Origin of the sequence: Moritella sp. 24, from assembly GCF_018219155.1 — a bacterium.
In the GTDB taxonomy this organism is placed as follows: domain Bacteria; phylum Pseudomonadota; class Gammaproteobacteria; order Enterobacterales; family Moritellaceae; genus Moritella.
In genome coordinates this window covers 4,613,758-4,638,679 of the sequence record NZ_CP056123.1, presented here as the reverse complement: position 1 = coordinate 4,638,679, position 24,922 = coordinate 4,613,758, and the positions used below count along the sequence as shown (strand labels likewise).

Annotated in this window: 25 protein-coding genes and 1 rRNA gene; 24 read left to right on the top strand and 2 right to left on the bottom strand. The window is 40.3% G+C overall.

Going from position 1 to position 24,922, the window contains the following annotated elements; all coding sequences use genetic code 11:
• The first annotated feature begins 263 nt into the window (after positions 1 to 263).
• From HWV00_RS20780 to mnmE, 8 genes are all read left to right on the top strand, one after another.
• A complete protein-coding gene (locus tag HWV00_RS20780; protein ID WP_211684156.1) occupies positions 264 to 1,016 on the top strand; it encodes an amino acid ABC transporter substrate-binding protein in 753 nt (250 codons plus the stop codon).
• A 66-nt stretch (positions 1,017 to 1,082) separates the two neighbouring features.
• Positions 1,083 to 1,682 carry an amino acid ABC transporter permease gene (locus HWV00_RS20775; RefSeq protein ID WP_255554851.1) on the top strand — a complete coding sequence of 200 codons (600 nt, stop codon included), beginning with the start codon at positions 1,083 to 1,085 and terminating at the stop codon, positions 1,680 to 1,682.
• 1 nt (position 1,683) lies between these two features.
• Entirely contained in the window at positions 1,684 to 2,418 is a 735-nt protein-coding gene (locus tag HWV00_RS20770; RefSeq protein WP_211684155.1) for an amino acid ABC transporter ATP-binding protein, read from the top strand.
• Positions 2,419 to 2,791: 373 nt separating this feature from the next.
• Positions 2,792 to 2,926: a 50S ribosomal protein L34 gene (rpmH, locus tag HWV00_RS20765; RefSeq protein ID WP_211684154.1), complete on the top strand. Its 135-nt coding sequence runs from the start codon at positions 2,792 to 2,794 to the stop codon at positions 2,924 to 2,926.
• Positions 2,927 to 2,968: 42 nt separating this feature from the next.
• Entirely contained in the window at positions 2,969 to 3,292 is a 324-nt protein-coding gene (rnpA, locus tag HWV00_RS20760) for a ribonuclease P protein component (protein WP_017223413.1), read from the top strand.
• The gene (gene yidD, locus HWV00_RS20755; RefSeq protein WP_211684153.1) at positions 3,259 to 3,510 is read left to right on the top strand and encodes a membrane protein insertion efficiency factor YidD; all 252 of its coding nucleotides are present in this window, start codon (positions 3,259 to 3,261) and stop codon (positions 3,508 to 3,510) included. Before rnpA ends, yidD begins: the two co-directional genes overlap by 34 nt.
• Positions 3,511 to 3,517: 7 nt before the next feature.
• Entirely contained in the window at positions 3,518 to 5,161 is a 1,644-nt protein-coding gene (yidC, locus tag HWV00_RS20750; RefSeq protein ID WP_211684152.1) for a membrane protein insertase YidC, read from the top strand.
• A gap of 75 nt (positions 5,162 to 5,236) precedes the next feature.
• Positions 5,237 to 6,601: a tRNA uridine-5-carboxymethylaminomethyl(34) synthesis GTPase MnmE gene (gene mnmE / locus HWV00_RS20745; protein WP_211684151.1), complete on the top strand. Its 1,365-nt coding sequence runs from the start codon at positions 5,237 to 5,239 to the stop codon at positions 6,599 to 6,601.
• Between the two features lie 278 nt (positions 6,602 to 6,879).
• On the opposite strand, the gene HWV00_RS20740 is transcribed toward mnmE, so the two are convergent.
• Positions 6,880 to 7,917: an HDOD domain-containing protein gene (locus HWV00_RS20740; RefSeq protein WP_211684150.1), complete on the bottom strand. Its 1,038-nt coding sequence runs from the start codon at positions 7,915 to 7,917 to the stop codon at positions 6,880 to 6,882.
• Between the two features lie 90 nt (positions 7,918 to 8,007).
• Between HWV00_RS20740 and mioC the strand changes: the two genes are divergently transcribed.
• From mioC to glmU, 15 genes are all read left to right on the top strand, one after another.
• Positions 8,008 to 8,457, top strand: a complete 450-nt coding sequence (gene mioC, locus HWV00_RS20735) for an FMN-binding protein MioC (RefSeq protein ID WP_211684149.1) — start codon at positions 8,008 to 8,010, stop codon at positions 8,455 to 8,457.
• A gap of 388 nt (positions 8,458 to 8,845) precedes the next feature.
• Complete coding sequence (gene mnmG / locus HWV00_RS20730) at positions 8,846 to 10,729, top strand: tRNA uridine-5-carboxymethylaminomethyl(34) synthesis enzyme MnmG (RefSeq protein ID WP_211684148.1); 1,884 nt, start codon at positions 8,846 to 8,848, stop codon at positions 10,727 to 10,729.
• 190 nt (positions 10,730 to 10,919) lie between these two features.
• On the top strand, positions 10,920 to 11,540 hold the full coding sequence (rsmG, locus tag HWV00_RS20725) for a 16S rRNA (guanine(527)-N(7))-methyltransferase RsmG (protein WP_211684147.1): 621 nt from the start codon (positions 10,920 to 10,922) through the stop codon (positions 11,538 to 11,540).
• Between the two features lie 12 nt (positions 11,541 to 11,552).
• Positions 11,553 to 12,356, top strand: coding sequence for a ParA family protein (locus tag HWV00_RS20720; protein WP_211684146.1), 804 nt, complete (start codon positions 11,553 to 11,555; stop codon positions 12,354 to 12,356).
• Positions 12,353 to 13,246: a ParB/RepB/Spo0J family partition protein gene (locus HWV00_RS20715; RefSeq protein ID WP_211684145.1), complete on the top strand. Its 894-nt coding sequence runs from the start codon at positions 12,353 to 12,355 to the stop codon at positions 13,244 to 13,246. The genes HWV00_RS20720 and HWV00_RS20715 overlap by 4 nt, the downstream gene beginning before the upstream one ends.
• Positions 13,247 to 13,634: 388 nt before the next feature.
• Positions 13,635 to 14,024, top strand: coding sequence for an ATP synthase subunit I (locus tag HWV00_RS20710; protein WP_211684144.1), 390 nt, complete (start codon positions 13,635 to 13,637; stop codon positions 14,022 to 14,024).
• Positions 14,025 to 14,027: 3 nt separating this feature from the next.
• A complete protein-coding gene (gene atpB / locus HWV00_RS20705) occupies positions 14,028 to 14,804 on the top strand; it encodes a F0F1 ATP synthase subunit A (protein ID WP_211684143.1) in 777 nt (258 codons plus the stop codon).
• Positions 14,805 to 14,855: 51 nt separating this feature from the next.
• Entirely contained in the window at positions 14,856 to 15,098 is a 243-nt protein-coding gene (gene atpE, locus HWV00_RS20700; RefSeq protein WP_017223402.1) for a F0F1 ATP synthase subunit C, read from the top strand.
• 36 nt (positions 15,099 to 15,134) lie between these two features.
• Complete coding sequence (gene atpF / locus HWV00_RS20695; RefSeq protein ID WP_211684142.1) at positions 15,135 to 15,605, top strand: F0F1 ATP synthase subunit B; 471 nt, start codon at positions 15,135 to 15,137, stop codon at positions 15,603 to 15,605.
• Between the two features lie 14 nt (positions 15,606 to 15,619).
• A complete protein-coding gene (gene atpH / locus HWV00_RS20690) occupies positions 15,620 to 16,153 on the top strand; it encodes a F0F1 ATP synthase subunit delta (RefSeq protein ID WP_211684141.1) in 534 nt (177 codons plus the stop codon).
• Between the two features lie 12 nt (positions 16,154 to 16,165).
• Complete coding sequence (gene atpA, locus HWV00_RS20685; protein ID WP_211684140.1) at positions 16,166 to 17,707, top strand: F0F1 ATP synthase subunit alpha; 1,542 nt, start codon at positions 16,166 to 16,168, stop codon at positions 17,705 to 17,707.
• A gap of 48 nt (positions 17,708 to 17,755) precedes the next feature.
• Complete coding sequence (atpG, locus tag HWV00_RS20680; RefSeq protein ID WP_211684139.1) at positions 17,756 to 18,622, top strand: F0F1 ATP synthase subunit gamma; 867 nt, start codon at positions 17,756 to 17,758, stop codon at positions 18,620 to 18,622.
• Positions 18,623 to 18,651: 29 nt separating this feature from the next.
• Positions 18,652 to 20,037 (top strand): F0F1 ATP synthase subunit beta, encoded by a 1,386-nt coding sequence (gene atpD / locus HWV00_RS20675; RefSeq protein ID WP_211684138.1) that lies wholly within the window; start codon positions 18,652 to 18,654, stop codon positions 20,035 to 20,037.
• A 15-nt stretch (positions 20,038 to 20,052) separates the two neighbouring features.
• Complete coding sequence (locus HWV00_RS20670) at positions 20,053 to 20,478, top strand: F0F1 ATP synthase subunit epsilon (protein WP_211684137.1); 426 nt, start codon at positions 20,053 to 20,055, stop codon at positions 20,476 to 20,478.
• 162 nt (positions 20,479 to 20,640) lie between these two features.
• Complete coding sequence (gene glmU, locus HWV00_RS20665) at positions 20,641 to 22,005, top strand: bifunctional UDP-N-acetylglucosamine diphosphorylase/glucosamine-1-phosphate N-acetyltransferase GlmU (protein ID WP_211684136.1); 1,365 nt, start codon at positions 20,641 to 20,643, stop codon at positions 22,003 to 22,005.
• 66 nt (positions 22,006 to 22,071) lie between these two features.
• Here the strand turns inward: glmU and nadE are convergent, their stop codons facing one another.
• Positions 22,072 to 22,911: an ammonia-dependent NAD(+) synthetase gene (gene nadE, locus HWV00_RS20660; protein WP_211684135.1), complete on the bottom strand. Its 840-nt coding sequence runs from the start codon at positions 22,909 to 22,911 to the stop codon at positions 22,072 to 22,074.
• Positions 22,912 to 23,357: 446 nt separating this feature from the next.
• Between nadE and HWV00_RS20655 the strand changes: the two genes are divergently transcribed.
• A 16S ribosomal RNA gene (locus tag HWV00_RS20655) occupies positions 23,358 to 24,902 on the top strand.
• Positions 24,903 to 24,922 lie beyond the last annotated feature (20 nt).

The following is a 24,922-nucleotide window of genomic DNA, read 5'->3' as shown; positions in this document are numbered from 1 at the left end:
TCTCCACACTCCAGATAAATAATAAAAAATAATGCATTATTTTACTGCTAATTGTGAATAAGCGCTAGCATGAATAAACAGTTATCCACACAAAAGCAAAATAAAAACCAATAACACGCTAATCAGTATAAAAAAAACCAACATTACAATTAATCACACTATCTTTTAGCAATTAGTTATAACTAAACGCTATTTATAATTCATTTTACATTAGAATATCATGCACGCATTAAACATATAATTTGCGTCACATAGGATGGACCATGAAAAAACTATTATTAGCCGCAGCAGTACTTATAAGCTCAACGTTAACCACATTTGCACAGGCGCAAGAAACAATTAAAGTCGGCATGTCAGGTAACTACTTTCCGTTTACTTTTTCAAAAAACGATCAGCTACAAGGCTTTGAAGTCGATTTATGGAAAGAGATAGCGAAACGTAATGACTCAAAAGTTGAATTCATCACTGTTAATTTTTCTGGTCTATTTGGTATGTTAGAAACGGGTCGTATCGATACAATTTCTAATCAAGTAACAATCACACCAGCACGCACAGCTAAATATTCATTTAGCCAAACTTACGTTTATGACGGTGCACAAGTTGTCGTAAAAAAAGGCAACAAAGAAATTAATGGTATTAAGGACCTATCGAACAAAACTGTAGGTGTGAATTTAGGTTCAAACTTTGCTGATTTATTACGCAAATACGACACCAATAACAGTATTACGATTAAAACTTACGACACTGGTATTGAACGTGATGTAGCATTAGGTCGTACAGACGCATTTGTGATGGATCGTTTATCATCACTTGAATTAATCAACAAATCACCATTACCGTTGCAACTAGCAGGCCCAACGTTTGAAACAATCGAAAATGCAATGCCATTTTTGAAAACAGAAAAACAAGAAGCACTGCGTTTGAAAGTAAATACAACACTCGATAACATGCGTGCAGATGGGACGCTTGCAACAATTTCAGAAAAATGGTTCTCAACGGATATCACTGTAAAATAAATGCAATTTAATTTCGAATACATGCTGAACCTGTTCCCAATACTATTTAAGTATTTGGGAACAACCATGCAGATGGCACTTATCGGTGTCGTCTTTGCCTTGATATTAGCAATCGGCTTAGCAGTGGTACGTACCTTCAAAGTACCTGTACTTAATCAGCTTGCCATATTGTTTATTTCTTTTTTCCGTGGCACCCCGCTTCTAGTCCAGTTGTTTTTGTTGTATTACGGCCTACCTCGCCTATTTCCAATACTCATTAACATGGATGCCTTTACCGCATCTGTGATTGGCTTAACGCTACATTTTGCCGCCTACAAAGCAGAAAGTATTCGCGCTGCAATCATGGCTGTTGATAAGTCACAAATGGAAGCATCACTCAGTATAGGGATGACCTCGAGTCAAGCGATGCGCCGCATCATTTTGCCACAAGCAGCACGTATCGCGACGCCATCATTAATGAATTACTTTATTGATATGATTAAAAGTACTTCATTGGCATTTACGTTAGGTGTTACCGAAATCATGGCAAAAACCCAAATGGAAGCCTCATCAAGTTTTTACTTTTTCGAGAGTTATCTTGCCGTTGCGCTGATTTATTGGGCTGTAGTACTTGTGTTTACCCAAATACAAGCACAGCTAGAACGCTACCTTAATAAGGCGTATTAACATGATCAAAGTGGAAAATTTAAGTAAACATTTTGGTGACAACATTGTATTACGCCAAATTGATTTAAGCATAAAAGAAGGTGAGACAACCGTTATCATTGGTCCTTCTGGTACCGGAAAGTCGACACTTTTACGCTGTCTAAACTTTCTAGAACAGCCTACAACAGCTAATATAACAATTGATGACTTAATTGTTGATGCCAATACGGCAACAAAAAAACAAATAACAGAATTACGTAAAAAAACAGCGTTTGTATTTCAAAATTATGCATTATTCGCTAATAAGACAGCATTAGAAAATATTACTGAAGGCTTGATTATCGTTAGAGGTAAATCACCTGCTATCGCTAAACAAGAAGCACTTACTATCCTAAATAGTATTGGTTTAGCTGATAAAAAAGACAGTTATCCATCTGCCCTTTCTGGCGGTCAGCAGCAGCGTATCGGCATCGCTCGCGCCATGGCTGCACAAAGTAAGGTCATTTTATTTGATGAACCGACGTCAGCACTAGACCCTGAATGGGTCGGTGAAGTACTCGGATTAATGCGCCAATTAGCAACACAGAAACAAACAATGCTGATTGTCACGCATGAAATGCAATTTGCAAAAGAAATCGCAGACCGGGTGATTTTTATGGATCAAGGTCAGATTATTGAACAAGGATCCGCGGATATGATCTTTAATAACCCGCAAGATCCTCGTACTCGTCGATTTTTACAGCGAGTAAATCAATAATCAGGCACTATAAAGTGGATAAATTAGCAGCGCTGACTTGTTAGTTAGTAAATAGCCTGTATAATTCCCCGCTTGATCCCTTGTGATCAGATTGGAATAACAGCAATTATTAAACCGAATTATAATTTTTATCTGTATAGATAGGAATTTAGCCCATTATTTCATGTATCCAATCGCATATTAATCGGCCGAAATAATCGAATTGAAGTAAGATATTGCTATTTTCACGAGGCGAATATTGATTAATTATTGACTTGTTTTACAACAATGATTAAAATTCCGCCTCTTTTTGTGTTAGTCAAGTTGACGACCGGTCATTATTTCTTGACTGACTCAACATAACTGTACAGTTAATTTTATAACGGATAAAGCTATGAAACGTACTTTTCAACCAAGTAACCTTAAGCGTAAACGTTCACACGGTTTCCGCGCACGCAAAGCAACTGTAGGTGGCCGTAAGGTTCTTGCACGTCGCCGTGCAAAAGGTCGTAAGTCTTTAAGCGCTTAATTATCAGACGTGATAGATAAGAGCTTTCCTCGGGAGTTACGTTTGTTAACTCCCGAACACTTCAAAAACGTATTCGCAGACCCTGTGCGATCAGCCTCACCTCATATAACTATACTTGCCAAAAATAACTCACTTGGACATACTCGTCTTGGTTTAGCTGTACCTAAAAAAGCAATTAAACTTGCTGTCGGCCGTAACCGAGTTAAGCGTCTAATTAGAGAAAGTTTTCGGACACGCCATCATGATTTTCCCAATGTTGATATCGTGGTTATCGCTAAATCTGGTATTGCAAACTTGGAAAATGCAGAAATCGATGCATTATTGGAGAAGTTATGGCGCAAACTTTGTCGCCGTTGCAATGGTTAGGCACCAAATTAATACGAGGTTACCAATTATTTATTAGTCCAATAATTGGCCCTCGCTGTCGCTTCACTCCTACGTGTTCCCAATATGCGATAGAATCAATAAAACTCCACGGATTTACAAAAGGTTGTTGGCTCACAGCCAAACGTCTATTAATATGTCATCCTTTTAGTAATAAACATGGTTACGATCCTGTACCAGAACCCAAACAAAGAGATTAATTAGATTATGGAATCCCAACGTAATTTACTTGTCATCGGATTATTGTTTGTCAGCTTTTTGCTATTCACCGAGTGGCAAAATAAAGACAACCCGGTTGCAGTACAAACAACGACTCAAGCGATCACAAATGGTTTAACTGGCGATGTACCAGCAGGCAGTGACGCAACAACTGACGCTCCGAATTCTGAGCAATCAAATAACTTGATTACTATCAGCTCTGATGTACTTGAACTGACTATCGACACATTAGGTGGTGATATCGTTCGTGCAGATTTACTTGAGCATGCGACAGAATTGGATGCTGAAGAGCGTTTCACATTATTACAAAATGACGCAACGAATGTGTATATCGCACAAAGTGGTCTTATTGGCGCAAATGGTCCTGATGCAAATGCAAATGGCCGTCCACAATACACGACAACTGCAGAAAGCTTCTCTATCTCAGGTGATACGTTAAGTATCCCGCTTTCATATACAGATGCAAACGGTGTTCAGTTTACGAAAGTATTCACTCTGACACGTGGCAGCTATGACATTGAAGTTAGCTATAAAATTAATAACCAATCAGCTAATGTAATATCAGTTCAAATGTACGGTCAATTAAAGCAAAACATTGATTTGTCAGAAGACACTGGTAGCAGCATGATGATGCAGGCTTACCGTGGTGCAGCACTGGGTACAACTGATAAACGTTATGAAAAATACGATTTCAGTGATATCAGTGATGCAAACCTAAGCCGCACTACTACGGCAGGTTGGGTTGGCATGTTACAGCATTACTTTGTATCCGCTTGGATCCCTGGTAATAGCCAAAACCACTTCTACAGTTTGAACATTGGTCGCACTGACTTTACACAAGGTCAAGCGATTATCGGTTTCAAACAACCTGTTGAAGCGATTGCACCGAACAGCGAAACAACTATCTCTGCGAAACTTTGGGTTGGTCCAAAATTACAAGATGAGATGGGCGAATTAGTTGAAGGTCTTGACCTAACAGTTGATTACAGCTGGTTATGGTTCATTGCACAGCCGCTATTTAAATTACTACAGTTCTTCCATGGTTTAGTGGGTAACTGGGGTATTGCTGTAATCATGATCACGTTTACCGTGCGTGGTTTGATGTATCCGCTAACTAAAGCGCAATACACATCAATGGCAAAAATGCGTTTACTACAGCCTAAACTGACTGCATTACGTGAAAAACACGGTGATGACCGTCAAAAAATGTCGCAATCAATGATGGCATTGTATAAAGAAGAGAAAGTTAATCCATTAGGTGGCTGTTTCCCAATGATCATCCAAATGCCGATTTTCATCTCGCTATACTGGGCATTAATGGAAAGTGTGGAATTACGTCACGCACCATTCGCATTATGGATTAACGATTTATCAGCACAAGACCCGTACTACGTATTACCGCTATTAATGGGTGTTACTATGTACATGATTCAGAAAATGTCTCCGACACAAGTTCAGGATCCAATGCAACAGAAAGTAATGCAGTTTATGCCTGTTATGTTTACTTTCTTCTTCTTGTGGTTCCCTGCTGGTCTAGTTCTATACTGGTTAATGAGTAACGTAGTTACAATTATCCAACAAACTATTATTTTCCGTGCACTGGAAAAACAAGGTTTGCATAGTAAGAAATAAGCTTGCTAATCTTATCAAGGCGGCACTTGTGCCGCCTTTTTTCATATCAAAAACCTACTATCTTCGGGTAATCACATGCTAACTAATGAAACTATCATTGCACAAGCCACACCGCCAGGACGAGGTGGTGTTGGTATTATTCGTATCTCTGGACCAAAAACAGAGTTAGTCGCACAAACAATTTTAAATAAAATACCAACCGTGCGTAAAGCCGATTACTTATCTTTCCTGGATGAAGAGCAACAGACTATTGACCAAGGTATCGCTATCTTGTTCAAAGCGCCGAATTCATTTACCGGTGAAGACGTTTTAGAATTACAAGGTCACGGTGGTCCAGTGATCATGGATATGTTAATGCGACGTATCTTAAAAATTGATGGCATTAGAATGGCTCGCCCTGGTGAATTCTCTGAGCGTGCATTTCTGAATGACAAAATGGATTTAACCCAAGCAGAAGCAATTGCCGATCTTATTGATGCAACATCTGAACGTGCAGTTAAATCAGCAATGAATTCATTACAAGGTGAGTTTTCAAAAAAAATTAATACGCTGACAGAAAGTTTAATTCACTTACGTATTTATGTTGAAGCAGCCATTGATTTCCCAGAAGAAGAAGTCGATTTTCTTGCCGATGGTAAAATAGCCCAAGCACTCTACAAAATTATGGACAACCTAACCGCAGTTCAAAAAGAAGCGAAGCAAGGTGCCATTATTCGAGAGGGTATGAAAGTCGTTATTGCTGGTCGTCCTAACGCCGGTAAATCAAGCTTATTAAACGCATTAGCAGGTAAAGAGTCTGCGATTGTGACAGACATAGCTGGTACAACACGTGATGTACTACGCGAGCATATTCACATAGACGGCATGCCGCTACATATTATTGATACAGCCGGTCTACGAGAAAGTCCGGATCGTGTAGAGCAAATTGGTATTGAACGAGCTTGGGAAGAGATCAACAATGCGGATCAAGTACTCTTCATGGTTGATGGAACAACAACTGATGCAACGGATCCTGCCGAAATATGGCCAGACTTTATTGATCGTCTTCCAGCGTCGATCGGACTGACAGTCATCAGAAATAAGATGGATCTAACCGGAGAGACGTTAACGAAAGGTGAAGATCAAGGCCATGCTGTTTTTAAAATATCAGCAAAAGAAAATCTCGGCTTAGATGAATTGAAGGACCACTTGAAAGAGTGCATGGGTTATCAAAGCAGTACAGAAGGTGGCTTTATTGCCCGTCGTCGCCATTTAGATGCAATTGAAAAGGCCGATGAGCACCTGCAGATAGGTAAGCATCAACTAGAGGTTTACATGGCTGGAGAGCTGCTTGCAGAGGAACTGCGCTTAGCACAAGATCAATTATCAGAGATTACAGGTGAATTCACCTCAGATGATCTTCTTGGTCGTATCTTTACATCATTCTGTATCGGCAAGTAATCTTCTAACATTATTTAAGATGATCCTAACTGGGATCATCTTAAATAGCAGCAACGACTCCCTTAGTGCATCAGAGAGTTAAGATCATAATTGCCACATTTAATATACTTACGCAACGATTAAATAAAATCCTGATTACAAACCCATCCACAGAGTTACCCACAACTTAGCATGACTAAATGATAACTATTTCAAGGTCTAAACGAGCGTGTTCAGCCATCTAAGAAAGAGCTAATTATAAGTAAATAAGCCTCGTAGACTAGGTGCTAATATTGAAGTTAAACACCCGCAATACAAGCATCGATATCTAAATCATGCTCACGGCAAAACTCACTCGCCTGCTGTAGTGAAATAAGCTGCTTTTCGAGTAATAAATGTATCTCGCTATATAAATTAGCATCTTCCAGTACCTTTCCAGGGCCTGTATGCTCAACTGTCGCCGTATTATTAACTTGCTCATGTAGTGCTTTAACCACTGAGCCTGGAAGCAACCAAGACTGAGCGATAAGAGTCGACAATCGTAAAGAGTGTTTCGTCATCATCTGACGAAATAGCTTCGAGTTTGGTCTGAATTGCGGGTCGCTTATATTCATTTCATCCACAATTAATTTAAACAGCGCAATCTTACCCACATCATGAATCAACCCTAAAAAATAAGCTAAATCAGGATCCTCTCCCCTACTCTTCGCTAACTTTTTTGCCCACAAGGCAGTGCTTAACGAATGTTGCCATAAATGCTGACCAAACAATTTAAAGTAAATCGGTTTTATATCGGTCATATTTTGCATCACGATCGTTAATACTATCGACTTAATTTGTAATCCGCCTAAACGAACAACAGCTTCCTGTAAGCTAGTCACCTCTTGCCCACCTAATTGATACCCAGCAGAATTAACAAGCTTAATAACATCAGCAGCAAGTACTGGGTCCCGAGAGATCAATTCAGCGAGTTGTTCCGCAGTGTAACTATCACTGTCAATTAAGTTCGATACCTTATGCAACACCTCCGGTAATCGAACCACATTCAATGCAATACTTTTTGGTCGCCCAATACTCGCCTCAACTTTCAGTAAAATACTTTTTTCTAGCGGGTTCAACCCAGCATTAGATTCAGCATTTACATCTTGATTATTGAAAAGTAGATCGTAAAACAATGAGCTAGTGTCAATTATCTCATCCCTTAAACCGACATCAGGTATACTCACTGGAGCTGTAGCAATTCTATTAATAACAGGTTTGGGTGTGGAGATCGTCGTTTGTTTCGTTACTTTAGGCTTACTAAATACATTACACAAACGTTGAAAAATTGAAGCCATAAACACCTTAATAAGCTATAAAGAAAATAGTTAGAATTACGATATATTACCGTAAAAATAAAATAATAAACCATTTAATAAGAGGAAATCATGTATACATTTGAAATTATTGTCGGTACTACCTTGGGATCAGCTGAATACGTAGCGGATCATTTAGTTGAAAAACTTGTAGAGCAAGGTTTTAAGACCAACATACACCTCGATCCTAAGTTAACAGACTTGCCGATCAACAAAAATAACCCTTGGATCATCTGTACAGCGACCCACGGGGCTGGCGATTTTCCAGAAAACATACTTCCATTCACACAGCAGCTCGAACAAAACAGCCCTGATTTAAGCAACGTAAAATACAGCGTGATCGCCCTAGGCTCCAAATCTTATGATCAATTTTGTAATGCTGGACATATGATCGATCGTCAACTAGCAAAACTTAAGGCAGAAAAAGTAGCGATCACACTCGAGATATGCACATTAGAAACGCCGATCCCTGAAGACATGATCGATATTTGGTATCCAGAATGGTCTCAAAATTGGCTATAATATGACCATGATCGCATTTTTTTATTTTTATTTTCTGTGGATAACTATGGATCTTTCTTGTGATCAACCTATAGTTATCCTTGTAGAATAAATCAAGGCTTTCAGACCCTGTGTATAACTCGGCTATTTACACCCAACTTATACGTAACAAGCACAACCCTTACTAACAGCAAGTGATCGCACCTAAATAACTGATCTTGCTAGATCAAAGTGAGTTATCAACAGAACAAGGCGATCTTAATAATAGATCTAATAAGATCTCTTTTAAGATCTAAAGATCAACAGTTAGATCTAAATAAAAAAATATTTAAGATCATTTGCATCTGTTAGAGAAAACCGTAAACTGTGCCGCTCTGAATATTTCCGCCAAATAAAACCGAGGTGATACATGGCATACCATGAACAATTTGAAGTTATCGTCGTAGGTGGCGGACATGCTGGCACTGAAGCTGCTGCAGCTGCTGCTCGCATGGGAAGAAGCACATTATTATTAACCCATAACATCGATACGCTAGGGCATATGTCATGCAATCCAGCAATCGGTGGTATTGGTAAAGGCCATCTGGTTAAAGAAATTGATGCACTTGGCGGTATCATGGGTCAAGCAACTGACCTTGGTGGTATTCAATTTAGAACATTAAATTCAAGCAAAGGCCCTGCTGTTCGAGCTACTCGTGCTCAAGCGGATCGATTATTATATAAATCTGCAGTACGTCAGAAACTTGAAAACCAGCCAAACTTAACTATATTTCAGCAATCAGTTGATGATCTTATCGTTGAGAACGATCGTGTTGTAGGTGTTGTTACTCAAGCTGGTCTTACATTTAGAGCAAAATCAGTTGTATTAACGGTAGGTACATTCCTTGATGGACTTATCCACATCGGTTTGCAAAACTATGCAGGCGGTCGTGCTGGTGATCCAGCATCTGTTTCATTAGCAGCTCGTTTACGTGAGTTACCTATACGTACTGATCGTTTGAAAACTGGTACGCCACCACGTATTGATGGTCGCACGATCGATTTCTCTGTAATGGAAACGCAGCATGGTGATGAAATCACGCCTGTATTTTCTTTTGTAGGTAGCCGTAAAGATCATCCACAACAAACACCTTGTTTTATTACTCACACCAATACGAACACACATAACGTGATCCGTAACGGTATGGATCGTAGCCCTATGTATACAGGTGTGATCGAAGGTATTGGTCCACGCTATTGTCCGTCGATCGAAGATAAGATCACTCGTTTTGCCGATAAAGATTCACATCAAATATTTATTGAGCCTGAAGGTTTAACGACGCACGAAGTATATCCTAACGGTATTTCAACAAGCTTACCGTACGACGTTCAAGTTGATCTTGTACGTTCGATCCGTGGTTTAGAGAATGCGCATATCACTCGTCCTGGTTACGCGATCGAATACGACTACTTTGATCCCCGCGATCTTAAGTTAACGTTAGAGAGTAAATTTATTGAAGGTTTATTCTTTGCGGGTCAAATCAATGGCACAACGGGTTATGAAGAAGCTGCTGCACAAGGTTTACTTGCTGGTTTAAATGCTGCTCGTACAGCACGTGATGAAGACACATGGAACCCACGTCGTGATCAAGCCTATTTGGGTGTGTTGATCGACGATCTTGCAACGCTAGGTACTAAAGAACCGTACCGCATGTTTACTAGCCGTGCTGAATATCGTTTATTGTTACGTGAAGATAATGCTGATGCACGTTTGACAGAGCAAGGTCGTGAACTTGGCTTAGTTGATGATCATCGCTGGCAGGTGTTTAACGAGAAGATGGAAGCGATCGAACTAGAACAGCAGCGTTTACGTTCTACGTGGATCAATCCAAATAAAGACTTTGCAGATAAGATCAATGCATTGCTAGCAAAACCATTATCTCGTGAACATACTTTAGAAGATCTTGTTCGTCGTCCTGAAGTGACTTATAACGAATTAATGACGATCGAAGAGTTAGGTCCGAAGCTAGAACATGAATCTGCAGCGGAACAAGTTGAGATTACTATTAAGTATGAAGGTTACATTAATCGTCAGAAAGCGGAAATTGAAAAGCAACGACGTCATGAAAACACGACGTTACCAACAGACTTAGATTACGCAAAAATTAAAGGCCTTTCTAACGAAGCTGTGGCTAAATTAGTTGAAGTTAAACCTGAAACAATTGGCATGGCATCTCGAATTTCAGGTATCACACCTGCGGCAATCTCAATTCTATTAATTTACTTGAAAAAGCAAAACCTACTAAATAAATAAAATTTTACTACTACAGCCACCGTTAACTCATTTATCGGTGGCTATATAACCTCATTTTTGACATTATTCCCTAATTTTCAATGCTACTATTTAACCAAGGTGTCTTTACCTTGCTTAGTAGGTTGTCTATTCTTTTTTCTACGATTCAATATTCACTTATATAATCAAGTTTACCGGAGTAAATCTACGCATGATCAACCGCCTCGAAGCCTTATTAGCACAAACATCTTTAGTTGTTACTGATACCCAAAAACAGCAATTAGTGGCATTAGTGAACTTGTTACATAAGTGGAACAAAGCATACAACCTGACTTCGGTTCGTGATCCTGAAGAGATGTTAGTAAAACATATTCTAGACAGTATTGTCGTTAGCCCATACTTAGAAGGTGAGCGCTTTATTGATGTTGGTACTGGTCCTGGTTTACCTGGTTTGCCACTCGCTATCATGAACCCTGATAAAGAATTTGTTTTACTTGATAGTCTAGGCAAACGAATTCGTTTTATTACCCAAGCTGTTCACGAATTAAAATTAACGAACGTAACGCCAGTTCAGTCTCGTGTTGAAGAGTACCAGCCTGAAATTAAATTTGATGGGGTATTAAGTCGTGCGTTTGCTTCACTAGAAGATATGTTACATTGGTGTAAGCACCTACCAAAACAAGATGGATTATTTTACGCGTTGAAAGGGGTTAAACCAACGGGCGAAATAAAAACATTGAATACCAAATTTAAACTGGAAGTTGCACATAAACTAACTGTGCCAGAGTTAGAGGGCGAACGTCATCTAATTGTCATGTCTGAGATAAAATAATAGGGAATATTTGTGGGCAAAATCATAGCAATAGCTAACCAGAAAGGTGGCGTAGGAAAAACAACGACTTGTGTCAATTTAGCAGCCTCAATGTCGGCGACTAAACGTAAGGTATTGCTCATTGATCTTGACCCACAAGGTAACGCGACAATGGGAAGTGGTGTTGATAAGTATACGGTCGAACACTCGGCTTATGACTTATTAGTCGATGAAAAACCTGTTAATGAGGTGATGGTTACTGAGACCTCGGGAAAATATCATTTGGTTGCGGCTAATCAAGATGTCACCGCCGCGGAAATTAAATTGATGGAATTTTTTGCCCGTGAGTTACGTTTAAAAAATTCGTTAGCGGCAGTAAAAGATTATTACGATTATATTTTTATTGATTGTCCGCCATCATTAAACTTATTAACCATTAATGCGATGGCAGCTGCGGATTCGATTATCGTGCCGATGCAATGTGAGTATTACGCGCTTGAAGGTCTTACAGCATTAATGGATACCACCAGTAAATTAGCCGCTGCTGTTAACCCTAATCTAAAAATTGAAGGCATATTACGGACGATGTTCGATCCACGTAATCGATTAGCCTCAGATGTTTCAGAACAACTGAAACAACATTTTGGTGATAAAGTATATCGCACCGTCATTCCACGTAATGTACGTTTAGCTGAAGCGCCAAGTTTTGGTACGCCTGCGATGTATTATGATAAATCATCGAATGGTGCTAAAGCGTATCTTGCGCTTGCAGGTGAAATTATACGTCGTCAAGAATTAGCCAATGAACAGAGCGAACAGACTAAGGAAGAAGCATGAACGCGAAAAAACGAGGTTTAGGTAAAGGTCTGGACGCATTATTGGGCACAAGTGCTGTTGCAAGAACGAAAGAACAAAATGCTGATGCGCAATTACAACCTGTCGTTACTGTTGATAATGAATTAAAGAAATTACCTGTTGAATGGTTATATCCAGGTAAGTACCAACCACGCAAGGATATGGCGACTGATGCATTAGATGAATTAGCTGCATCAATCAAAGCACAAGGTATTATCCAGCCTATTATTGTTCGTGAACTAAAGACACACGAATTTGAAATTATTGCCGGTGAGCGTCGTTGGCGTGCTGCGCAATTAGCAGGGTTAACTAAAGTGCCTTGTATTGTCAAAAATGTCGCTGATGAGGCGGTAATGGCAATGGCCTTAATTGAAAATATTCAGCGTGAAGACTTAAATGCAATGGAAGAGTCAATTGCATTACAGCGTTTAATTGAAGAGTTTTCATTAACACATCAGCAGGTCGCGGATGCTGTTGGTAAATCACGTGCTTCAGTCTCTAATTTATTACGCTTAAACAGCCTTAATAATGATGTCAAAATACTACTTGAACACGGTGATATTGAGATGGGGCACGGGCGTGCTTTATTGGCATTAGAAGGTGAGTTACAATCGCAAGCGGCAAGCAATATAGCCCAGCGTGGTTTAACGGTTCGTGACACCGAAAAGTTGGTTCGAAAGTTACTGGAACCGAAGACAGAAGTCGGCTTGAAAAAGGTTAAAGATCCAGATGTTGTTAATCTAGAATATCGTTTATCTGAGCGCTTAAAAGCTAAAGTGATCATCAAACAAGGTGCAAATGGCTCTGGAAAGTTAACAATTGACTATAATAGCCTTGCTGAATTGGATGATATCATTACAACTTTTGGTTAAACTTTAACCTTAAGATGATAAAGATCAAAATAAGTTAACATTTTTTAAAGTGGTATGGTGAGTGCATAAATGCACTTACCTTATTGATATTAGCTTTTTTTTATTATTATCTTCACTTGAAATATCAAAGGCTTATATTTACCCAAATGTCAAAATAACTTTATTTCATAATAATAGCGTTATTTAGAATTTAATATTATAAGGGTGGTACTCATTAGTGGGTAACACCTGTCATCTCTCATTTTTCAGAATATTCTACTTAGCTTTCCGGATCGGCTCTGCAATGAGTTGCATTAGAATCACTTCAACGTATAATTTAAGCTGCTTTTAGAAGCGTTTTTGTATATTTTTTTTAAATGCTTCAAAAAGATTGTTTTAGGGGTTAATTGTGTCTAATAAATTAGCAATGAATGCGTTCAATCAAGCTATTAAATTGATTGTATTTCAGGTGCTATTAGTAGCCCTTTGCGCGTTAATCTTTTTGTTTATTGATGGCGAGCTTTCAGCTCGATCTGCAGTGTTTGGTGGCATTATTTATGTCTTACCAAATTACATCTTTACGCGCTTGGCTTTCCGTTTCATGGGAGCCAGACAAATTCAAGATGTTGTAGCATCATTTGCATTAGGTGAATCGCTAAAATTGGTACTGACAGTTGTGTTTTTTATTGTTGTGTTAGGTTTCGTTAAGGTGAATTATCTTCCTCTTTACGTGACGTTTTCATTAGCGATAGGCTCACAATTATTTGCTCCTTATTTTATGAACAAAAAACTGGGATGAAAAATGTCTGCAACAGGTGAAGCACTAACGTCGACCCAATATATCCAACATCACTTAACTAATTTAGCGGTTGGTGAAGGATTTTGGACTTGGCACCTAGACACACTTTTCGTAACCCTCGCTTTAGGGATTTTATTCTTAGGGACATTCTATAAAGTTGGTCAGAAAGCGACAACGGGCGTACCGGGTAAATTTCAATGTTTTGTTGAAATGTGCATCGAGTTCGTAAACGACACTGTGAAAGAATCTTTTCACGGTCGTAATGCATTAATTGCACCATTGTCATTAACTATCTTCATGATGGTTATTCTGATGAATACAATGGATTTAGTTCCTGTGGATTTTATTCCTGAAGCAGCAAAAGCAATGGGAATTGACTACATGAAAGTTGTTCCAACAACCGACTTAAATACTACTTTCGCTATGTCGTTAAGTATTTTTGCGCTTATTGTTGGTTTCAGCATCAAGGTTAAGGGTTTCGGTGGGTTCACTAAAGAACTGACTATGAATCCATTTAACCACTGGTTATTTATTCCTTTTAACTTTGCACTGGAAATGGTTACTTTACTGGCTAAGCCTATTTCATTAGCGCTTCGTTTGTTTGGTAATATGTACGCAGGTGAGCTGATCTTTATTTTGATCGCGCTTATGCCTTGGTACCTTCAGTGGGGACTAAGTGTGCCATGGGCGATTTTCCATATTTTGGTAATCGTTCTACAAGGGTTTATCTTCATGATGCTGTCTATGGTTTATCTAAGCAGTGCATGTGAAGAACATTAATTTATAAACACAAATTTTTAATTAAAATTTTTTATCTTATTGGAGAATAAAATGGAAACTGTATCAGCTACTATTTTCGCTGTTGCTATCTTACTAGGTTTTGCTGCATTCGGTACAGCAATTGGTTTCGCTATCTTAGGTGGCAAATTCCTAGAGTCTTCTGCACGTCAACCAGAGATGGCACCTGCACTACAAACTAAAATGTTCATTGTTGCTGGTCTTCTTGATGCGATCTCTATGATTGCAGTTGGTATCGCATTATTCCTATTATTCGCGAACCCATTCATCGCTTAATCAGCTTTTGGTCCACTACTAACCAGGAGGTTCGTTGTGAATATCAACGCAACTCTTTTAGGCCAAGCGATTTCTTTCACGTTATTCGTACTATTTTGTATGAAATATGTATGGCCACCATTAATTGCGGCTATCGAAGAACGTCAAAAGAAAATTGCTGATGGCCTTGCAAGTGCGGATAAAGCTGCTAAAGATCTGAAGCTAGCGGAAGCTAAAGCAACAGATCAATTAAAAGATGCTAAAGCGCAAGCGGCAGATATCATTGATGCAGCAAACAAGCGTAAAGCTCAGATAGTCGATGAAGCTAAAGAAGAAGCAAATGCAGAGCGAGCTAAAATTCTTGCTCAAGCAGATGCTGAAGTTGAAGCTGAACGTAATCGTCTAAAAGAAGAGTTACGCAAACAAGTAGCTGGTTTAGCTATTGCCGGTGCTGAAAAAATTATCGAACGTTCTATCGATGAAGCTGCTAACAGTGACATCGTAGACAAAATCGTTGCAGAACTTTAACAACTGGGGGGCTTATGTCTGATTTGACTACTATTGCTCGTCCATATGCTAAAGCTGCATTTGATTTTGCCGTTAAGGAACAGGCTATTGATAAATGGCAAGAAATGTTAGCGTTTACGGCGGAAATCGCGATAAACAAAGACATTTCTACATTATTAAATGGAGCTGTTGGCTCAAACGCTATTGCTGATATCTTTATCAACGTAGCTGATGAGCAACTTAACGAATCGGGTCAAAACTTTATTAAAGTATTGGCTGAGAACGCTCGGTTAAGCGCATTACCAAGTATTGTTACTTTATTTGCACTTTACAAAGCTGAACATGAGAAATCTATTGAAGCTGATGTAACTTCTGCAATGCCATTAACGGCAACGCAAGAAGCAAATATCGTAATCGCGTTGGAAAAGCGTTTAGCACGCAAAGTTAAGTTAAATTGCAACGTTGATAACACTTTAATTGGTGGTTTGATTATTCAGACTGGTGATTTAGTTATTGATGGCTCTGTACGCGGTAAGTTAAATAAACTTGCGGAAGCGCTACAATCGTAATTGGGGAATAGCATGCAACTGAATTCTACAGAAATCAGTGATCTGATCAAACAACGTATTGAAAAATTCAGCGTTGTTAGTGAAGCAAGAAATGAAGGTACGATCGTTTCAGTAAGCGATGGTATTATTCGTATTCATGGCCTTGCAGACTGTATGCAAGGCGAAATGATTGAACTACCTGGCGACCGTTTTGGTATCGCACTTAACCTAGAGCGTGACTCTGTTGGTGCGGTAGTAATGGGTTCTTACTTAGGTCTTGCAGAAGGCCAAAAAGTACGTTCAACTGGACGTATTTTTGAAGTGCCAGTAGGTCGCAACTTATTAGGTCGTGTTGTAAACACACTTGGTGAGCCAATCGACGGTAAAGGACCAATCGACAACGATGGTTTCTCTCCTGTTGAAGTAATTGCACCTGGTGTAATGGAACGTAAATCTGTTGATCAACCTGTACAGATCGGTATCAAAGCGATTGACGCTATGATCCCAATCGGTCGTGGTCAACGTGAGCTTATCATTGGTGACCGTCAGGTTGGTAAAAGTGCGATTGCACTTGATGCTATCATCAACCAAAAAGACTCAGGCATTAAATGTGTATACGTAGCAATCGGTCAGAAAGCTTCTACCGTAGCTAGTGTTGTACGTAAGCTTGAAGAACATGGCGCAATGGAAAACACTATTCTTGTTGTTGCAACAGCTTCTGAAGCTGCGGCACTACAATACCTAGCACCATACTCTGGTTGTGCTATGGGTGAATACTTCCGTGACCGTGGTGAAGATGCACTAATCGTATATGATGATCTGTCTAAGCAAGCCGTTGCTTACCGTCAGATTTCATTACTATTACGTCGTCCACCGGGCCGTGAAGCATACCCTGGTGATGTTTTCTATCTACATTCACGTCTACTAGAGCGTGCTGCTCGTGTAAACGCTGAATATGTAGAAGCGTTCACTAAAGGTGAAGTGAAAGGTAAGACTGGTTCTTTAACTGCTCTTCCAATCATTGAAACTCAAGGTGGTGACGTATCTGCGTTCGTACCAACGAACGTAATTTCTATTACCGATGGTCAGATTTTCTTGACTACAGAACTGTTTAACTCAGGCACTCGTCCTGCTGTTGATCCAGGTATCTCTGTATCGCGTGTTGGTGGTTCAGCACAAACGAAGATCGTTAAGAAACTATCTGGTGGTATTCGTACCGCACTAGCACAGTACCGTGAATTAGCAGCATTTGCTCAATTCTCTTCAGACCTTGATGATGCAACGCGTAAGCAGCTTGATCATGGTGCGAAAGTTACTGAGCTAATGAAGCAAGGCCAATATGCACCGATGAGCGTTGCAGAGCAGGCTCTATCTTTATATGCAGCAGAAACTGGTGCATTAGAAGATGTAGAAGTTAACAAAATTGTTAGCTTTGAAGCGTCTCTACAAGCTTACGCTAAAGCAGAACACGCTGATTTACTTGCTTCTATTAATGAAACAGGCGCGTACGACAAAGATGTTCAAGCTAAGCTAACAAGCTTACTTGAAAGCTTTAAGTCTACACAAACCTGGTAAGAGCGGTGGCAGCCTTTGCTGCCACAGCTAGCTTAATAGGAGAAGCAAATGGCCGGCGCTAAAGAAATTAAAAACAAGATCGGGAGTATTACTAATACTCAGAAGATCACCAGCGCAATGGAGATGGTTGCCGCGAGTAAAATGCGTAAAGCACAAGATCGCATGGCAGCTAGTCGCCCATACGCTAACACAATGCGCAGAGTGATCGGTCATCTCGCTGAAGGTTCTCTAGAGTACTCTCATCCGTACCTAGAAGAGCGTGACGCGAAACGTGTTGGTTATATTGTGATTTCAACTGACCGTGGTCTATGCGGCGGCTTGAACATTAACCTTTTCAAAAAGACTCTCTCTGATATGAAGGGATGGTCGGATAAAAATGTAGAAATAGATTTAGGCCTTATTGGCGCTAAAGCTGGTACATTTTTCTCTAGTGTAGGTGGAAACGTGGTTGCTAATGCAGCAAACCTCGGTGAAGAACCTACGTTAGAAGATTTGATTGGTTCTGTTCGAGTTATGCTAGAAGCATACGATAACGGTAAATTGGATCGCTTATTCGTTGTATATAACAAATTTGTTAATACAATGACGCAAGAACCAACTATCGATCAACTACTGCCGTTGCCTGCATCGGAAGAAAATGAAGCATTACCTAAGCATGGCTGGGATTACCTATATGAAGGTGAACCTGCTGAGCTTCTAACTAAGTTATTAGTTAGATTTATTGAATCTCAAGTGTATCAAGGTGTTGTTGAAAACGCAGCATCTGAACAAGCAGCACGTATGTTCGCAATGAAAAATGCAACAGACAATGCTGGTGACATTATTGATGAGCTGCAGTTAGTATTTAACAAAGCCCGTCAATCTGCCATTACACAAGAGATTTCTGAAATTTGTGCTGGTGCTTCAGCGGTTTAGGCAAACTTGTAAAGTTTAGAGGATTTAAAATGAGTACTGGTATTATTGTCCAGATCATCGGTGCTGTTGTGGACGTTGAGTTTCCACAGCAATCCGTACCTCAAGTGTACGATGCACTGACGTTTGACGACGCTAACCTATCTGAATTGGTGCTAGAAGTTCAGCAACAAATTGGTGGTGGTGTTGTTCGTTGTATCGTTATGGGTTCAAGTGACGGCTTACGCCGAGGCCTTAAAGTAACTAACACTGGTAGCGCAATTAGCGTGCCTGTTGGTGACGAATGTCTTGGTCGTATTGTAAACGTTCTTGGTACTCCAATTGACGGTAAAGGCGCTATCCCAACAGATACGCGTTACGAAATTCACCGTACAGCTCCTTCTTATGAAGAGCAGTCACTTTCTAGCGAATTGCTAGAAACAGGTGTTAAAGTTATCGATCTGATTTGCCCATTTGCTAAAGGTGGTAAAGTCGGTCTATTCGGTGGTGCCGGTGTTGGTAAAACCGTAAACATGATGGAACTGATCAACAACATCGCTAAAGCTCACTCAGGTTTATCTGTGTTTGCTGGTGTTGGTGAGCGTACTCGTGAAGGTAACGATTTCTACTACGAGATGGAAGAAGCCGGCGTACTTGATAAAGTAGCAATGGTTTACGGTCAAATGAATGAGCCTCCAGGTAACCGTTTACGTGTTGCTTTGACTGGCTTATCAATGGCTGAACGCTTCCGTGACGAAGGTAAAGATGTATTACTATTCATCGATAACATCTATCGTTATACACTTGCGGGAACTGAAGTATCTGCACTTCTAGGTCGTATGCCATCAGCGGTAGGCTACCAGCCTACACTAGCTGAAGAAATGGGTATCCTACAAGAACGTATTACTTCGACTAAGCATGGTTCAATTACATCTATCCAAGCGGTATACGTACCTGCGGATGATTTAACGGATCCATCTCCAGCTACAACATTTGCTCACTTAGATGCAACAGTTGTACTGAACCGTAACATTGCTTCAATGGGTATGTACCCTGCGATCGACCCACTAGATTCTACTTCTCGTCAGTTAGATCCTCTAGTAGTTGGTCAAGAACATTACGACATCGCTCGTGGCGTTCAAGGTGTACTACAGCGTTATACTGAGTTAAAAGACATTATTGCGATCCTAGGTATGGATGAGCTATCTGAAGAAGATAAGCAAATCGTATCTCGTGCTCGTAAGATCCAACGTTTCTTAACTCAGCCATACCATGTTGCTGAAGTATTTACTGGTGACCCAGGTGTTCTAGTATCATTAAAAGAAACTCTACGAGGCTTTAAAGGTCTGTTAGAGGGTGATTACGATGATCTTCCTGAGCAAGCATTCATGTATTGTGGTTCTATCGACGATGCTGTTGAAGCTGCGAAGAAAATGTAACTAAGCGAGGGCACTATGGCTATGACTTTTGATTTGAATGTAGTAAGCGCAGAAGGTGTTTTATTTTCTGGGCGTGCTGAAAGCATTCAAGTTACCGGTACTGGCGGTGAGTTCGGCATTTTAGCTGGACATACACCACTATTAACTGGAATAGTACCTGGCATGGTGCGCTTGGTTAAACAACACGGTGAAGAAGAAGTTATTTTCGTTTCAGGTGGTACTTGTGAAGTACAACCTGGCGAAGTTACCGTGCTGGCTGATACTGCGATTCGTGCAGAAGATCTAGATTTAGCCAAAGCGCAAGAAGCCAAAAGACAAGCTGAAGAACTACTTAATAATACTGCAACGAACCAAGATGTAGATTATGTTAAAGTAGCGAATCAATTGGCTGATGCAATTGCTCAACTTCGCGTGCTTAAATTGGTTAAAAAATTCAACTAGTTTGAATTTTTAGCTGAACACGTTTAGTTGTCAAAAAAGCGACCTTAGGGTCGCTTTTTTTATATCTTTAATACACAATTCATATTGTTAAACCTAATAATTACCTATAATCTGAACATTCTATTTATATTTTAAATACCATCTTTCAGATAAGAGCCCATTATGCCTATTAGTGTTGTTATTCTTGCCGCAGGTAAAGGAACGCGCATGCGTTCAGATCTTCCTAAAGTTCTTCACCCAATCGCTAAAAAACCAATGGTTCAGCACGTTATTGATACCGTTAAACAGTTAGATGTTAACGACATCCATCTCGTCTATGGTCATGGTGCTGAGTTACTGAAGTCTCGAATTAAAGACGATAAATTAGATTGGGTTTTACAAGCAGAACAACTTGGTACTGGGCATGCAGTACAGCAAGCGGCCGATCAATTTAAAGCCGATGAGCAAGTACTCGTTCTTTATGGCGATGTGCCATTAATTAGCCAAGAAACACTGACTCATTTATGCCTGTCACAGCCTGAAGGTGGCATTGGTTTACTTACTGTTAAACTAGATAACCCGATGGGTTATGGCCGTATTGTTCGTGATGGTGAGACTGTTGTTGGTATTGTCGAGCAAAAAGATGCATCGGCAGAAGAGCTTAAAATTAACGAAGTAAACTCTGGTATCTTAGTTGCTAACGGTGCCGATTTTCAACACTGGTTATCTCTGTTAGATAATAACAATGCCCAAGCTGAATACTACTTAACGGATGTTATTGCACTTGCACATAAAGCTGGTCGCAAAATTAACGCTGTTCATCCAATTGCTAATATCGAAGTTGAAGGCGTAAATAATCGCATGCAACTGGCTGAACTTGAGCGTGCATATCAAGAGTTACAAGCATACAAATTAATGGAACAAGGCGTGACGATGTTGGATCCGCGTCGTTTCGATTTACGTGGTGAAGTGACAGTTGGTAATGATGTAACTTTTGATATCAATGTGATCATTGAAGGTCAAGTGACGATTGGTAGCGGTGTAACTATCGGTGCAAACTGTATTTTAAAAGATTGTCATATTGGTGAGAACTCTGAGATTAAACCAAATTCGATCATTGAATCAGCGGTTATTGGTGTTGATTGTAGTGCCGGTCCATTTGCCCGTTTACGTCCTGACACGGTATTAGAAGATGATGCACATGTTGGTAATTTTGTTGAGTTGAAGAAAACGACATTAGGCAAAGGTTCTAAAGCTGGTCATCTTGCGTATTTAGGTGATAGTGTTATTGGTGCAAAAGTAAATATTGGCGCTGGTACTATTACTTGTAACTATGATGGCGTAAATAAATTTCAGACGGTTATTGAAGATGGTGCATTTATTGGCTCTGATAGCCAATTAATTGCGCCCGTTACGATTGGTAAAAATGCCACTGTTGGTGCCGGTTCAACTATTGCAAAAGATGTCGCTGCTGATGAACTTGTTATTACACGTGTTAAGCAACGTCATATTAAAAATTGGCCAAAACCCGTTAAAATTAAAAAATAAATTTTATTTAGATTAAGAAAAAGCAGAGATAGAATATCTCTGCTTTTTTATTTAATAAATACGATATTAGCAAGCGGGTGTTGGTATCGCATTACGTTTATGTATCGTCTTATTATATGTATCTATAATTTTAGCTTCTGCACTCATATCAATATCTCTACCTTCTAAAAAGTCATCGATTTGATCGTAAGTAACGCCAAGCGCTATTTCATCTTCCAGCTGTGGACGATCTTCTTCTAAATCTGCAGTTGGTATTTTTTGATAAACATCTTGAGGAGCACCTAAATATTCTGCTAATGCTCGAACTTGGCGTTTATTTAAACCAAATAAAGGCGCTAAATCACAAGCTCCGTCACCGTGCTTCGTAAAGAAACCTGAAATATTTTCAGCACTATGATCTGTACCTGGTACTAGACCGCGGTATAACCCTGCTATCTCATACTGGGCAATCATACGCATTCTAGCTTTTACATTACCTTTATTAAAATCTTGGTTAAATGCTGTTGTTTCTGGTAAGTCTGCATCTTTAACAGATTTTAGTACTTCTGTGTGAATACTATCTGCGCCAGATTGGATGTTTACCGTGACAGATGTTTTTGGATTAATAAAACTCAGTGCTTTTTGCGCATCATCTTCATCAGCTTGAACAGAATAAGGTAAGCGAACGGCAATAAAGTTATAGTCATCACTATTATGATCTGAATTTAGCTCTTCAATTGCGAGTTGGCAAAGGCGCCCACAAGCTGATGAATCAACACCACCACTAATCCCTAGGACTAAACTCGTTAATCCAGAGTTTGTTAATTGCTGTTTGATAAAATCAATGCGGCTACGGATCTCATAAGCGACATCAATACTCGGTTTAACTTTCATTTCTGCGATAATTTGATTTTTAAGTTCAGTCATTGAATTAATCTCCTTCTTTAGGATTATTGTATCGTTATAAACAGACAATACTAGTTATCTCATCATGCAAATATGGCTTATCCATAAGTACTTCAGCTCGAATATTATACGATATTTCGTTATGTCACCTTGTTTGTCTGTTTTTTGTTCGAACTGGTTTTTGTTTTACATATTTCATCATTAAGGCTTGTCAATAAACGTCAGTTCCCTATAATGGCGCCTCACTGACACGGCAATAGTCGTTCAGTATGTTCTTTAACAATTTATTCAAGCAATCTGTGTGAGTACTTACAGAGATATAATGACCAAAAATTATATCAATGTAATTATGAACATTAAATTAAATCGAAAGATTTGGTTTTATAAACAACAAGCTTCGGTTTGTTGTTGAAGTACAGAATTCATTGAGCCGACTTGATTACTTAGGTAATCAGTCAAAAAAACTTTAATTGAAGAGTTTGATCATGGCTCAGATTGAACGCTGGCGGTAGGCTTAACACATGCAAGTCGAGCGGAAACGAAGAATAGCTTGCTATTCTGGCGTCGAGCGGCGGACGGGTGAGTAATGCTTGGGAATCTGCCTAGTCGAGGGGGACAACAGTTGGAAACGACTGCTAATACCGCATACGACCTACGGGTGAAAGGGGGCCTCTTCTTGAAAGCTCTCGCGACTAGATGAGCCCAAGTGGGATTAGCTTGTTGGTGAGGTAAGAGCTCACCAAGGCGACGATCCCTAGCTGGTCTGAGAGGATGATCAGCCACACTGGAACTGAGACACGGTCCAGACTCCTACGGGAGGCAGCAGTGGGGAATATTGCACAATGGAGGAAACTCTGATGCAGCCATACCGCGTGTATGAAGAAGGCCTTCGGGTTGTAAAGTACTTTCAGCGAGGAGGAAAGGTAAGTAGTTAATAACTGCTTACTGTGACGTTACTCGCAGAAGAAGCACCGGCTAACTCCGTGCCAGCAGCCGCGGTAATACGGAGGGTGCAAGCGTTAATCGGAATTACTGGGCGTAAAGCGCATGCAGGCGGTTTGTTAAGCGAGATGTGAAAGCCCCGGGCTCAACCTGGGAACTGCATTTCGAACTGGCAAACTAGAGTTCTTGAGAGGGTGGTAGAATTTCAGGTGTAGCGGTGAAATGCGTAGAGATCTGAAGGAATACCAGTGGCGAAGGCGGCCACCTGGCAAGTAACTGACGCTCAGATGCGAAAGCGTGGGTAGCAAACGGGATTAGATACCCCGGTAGTCCACGCCGTAAACGATGTCTACTCGGAGTTTGGTTCCTTGAGAACTGGGCTCTTAAGCTAACGCATTAAGTAGACCGCCTGGGGAGTACGGCCGCAAGGTTAAAACTCAAATGAATTGACGGGGGCCCGCACAAGCGGTGGAGCATGTGGTTTAATTCGATGCAACGCGAAGAACCTTACCTACTCTTGACATCCATAGAACTTTTCAGAGATGAATTGGTGCCTTCGGGAACTATGAGACAGGTGCTGCATGGCTGTCGTCAGCTCGTGTTGTGAAATGTTGGGTTAAGTCCCGCAACGAGCGCAACCCTTATCCTTATTTGCCAGCACGTAATGGTGGGAACTCTAAGGAGACTGCCGGTGATAAACCGGAGGAAGGTGGGGACGACGTCAAGTCATCATGGCCCTTACGAGTAGGGCTACACACGTGCTACAATGGCGCATACAAAGGGCTGCAAACCAGCGATGGTAAGCGAATCCCATAAAGTGCGTCGTAGTCCGGATTGGGGTCTGCAACTCGACCCCATGAAGTCGGAATCGCTAGTAATCGTGAATCAGAATGTCACGGTGAATACGTTCCCGGGCCTTGTACACACCGCCCGTCACACCATGGGAGTGGGCTGCACCAGAAGTCATTAGCTTAACCTTCGGGAGGGCGATGACCACGGTGTGGTTCATGACTGGGGTGAAGTCGTAACAAGGTAGCCCTAGGGGAACCTGGGGCTGGATCACCTCCTTACGTAAAGTTGTTAATTTTTG

What these genes read in the sequence shown, in the direction of transcription:
- HWV00_RS20740 (WP_211684150.1), bottom strand. Translation starts at nt 7,917, where the DNA reads ATGGCTTCAATTTTTCAACGTTTGTGTAATGTATTTAGTAAGCCTAAA.
- HWV00_RS20715 (WP_211684145.1), top strand. Translation starts at nt 12,353, where the DNA reads ATGAACGCGAAAAAACGAGGTTTAGGTAAAGGTCTGGACGCATTATTG.
- HWV00_RS20775 (WP_255554851.1), top strand. Translation starts at nt 1,083, where the DNA reads ATGCAGATGGCACTTATCGGTGTCGTCTTTGCCTTGATATTAGCAATC.
- HWV00_RS20770 (WP_211684155.1), top strand. Translation starts at nt 1,684, where the DNA reads ATGATCAAAGTGGAAAATTTAAGTAAACATTTTGGTGACAACATTGTA.
- yidD (WP_211684153.1), top strand. Translation starts at nt 3,259, where the DNA reads ATGGCGCAAACTTTGTCGCCGTTGCAATGGTTAGGCACCAAATTAATA.
- atpB (WP_211684143.1), top strand. Translation starts at nt 14,028, where the DNA reads ATGTCTGCAACAGGTGAAGCACTAACGTCGACCCAATATATCCAACAT.
- rpmH (WP_211684154.1), top strand. Translation starts at nt 2,792, where the DNA reads ATGAAACGTACTTTTCAACCAAGTAACCTTAAGCGTAAACGTTCACAC.
- glmU (WP_211684136.1), top strand. Translation starts at nt 20,641, where the DNA reads ATGCCTATTAGTGTTGTTATTCTTGCCGCAGGTAAAGGAACGCGCATG.
- mioC (WP_211684149.1), top strand. Translation starts at nt 8,008, where the DNA reads ATGTATACATTTGAAATTATTGTCGGTACTACCTTGGGATCAGCTGAA.
- rsmG (WP_211684147.1), top strand. Translation starts at nt 10,920, where the DNA reads ATGATCAACCGCCTCGAAGCCTTATTAGCACAAACATCTTTAGTTGTT.
- mnmG (WP_211684148.1), top strand. Translation starts at nt 8,846, where the DNA reads ATGGCATACCATGAACAATTTGAAGTTATCGTCGTAGGTGGCGGACAT.
- atpD (WP_211684138.1), top strand. Translation starts at nt 18,652, where the DNA reads ATGAGTACTGGTATTATTGTCCAGATCATCGGTGCTGTTGTGGACGTT.
- yidC (WP_211684152.1), top strand. Translation starts at nt 3,518, where the DNA reads ATGGAATCCCAACGTAATTTACTTGTCATCGGATTATTGTTTGTCAGC.
- atpG (WP_211684139.1), top strand. Translation starts at nt 17,756, where the DNA reads ATGGCCGGCGCTAAAGAAATTAAAAACAAGATCGGGAGTATTACTAAT.
- atpH (WP_211684141.1), top strand. Translation starts at nt 15,620, where the DNA reads ATGTCTGATTTGACTACTATTGCTCGTCCATATGCTAAAGCTGCATTT.
- mnmE (WP_211684151.1), top strand. Translation starts at nt 5,237, where the DNA reads ATGCTAACTAATGAAACTATCATTGCACAAGCCACACCGCCAGGACGA.
- HWV00_RS20780 (WP_211684156.1), top strand. Translation starts at nt 264, where the DNA reads ATGAAAAAACTATTATTAGCCGCAGCAGTACTTATAAGCTCAACGTTA.
- HWV00_RS20670 (WP_211684137.1), top strand. Translation starts at nt 20,053, where the DNA reads ATGGCTATGACTTTTGATTTGAATGTAGTAAGCGCAGAAGGTGTTTTA.
- atpA (WP_211684140.1), top strand. Translation starts at nt 16,166, where the DNA reads ATGCAACTGAATTCTACAGAAATCAGTGATCTGATCAAACAACGTATT.
- nadE (WP_211684135.1), bottom strand. Translation starts at nt 22,911, where the DNA reads ATGACTGAACTTAAAAATCAAATTATCGCAGAAATGAAAGTTAAACCG.
- atpE (WP_017223402.1), top strand. Translation starts at nt 14,856, where the DNA reads ATGGAAACTGTATCAGCTACTATTTTCGCTGTTGCTATCTTACTAGGT.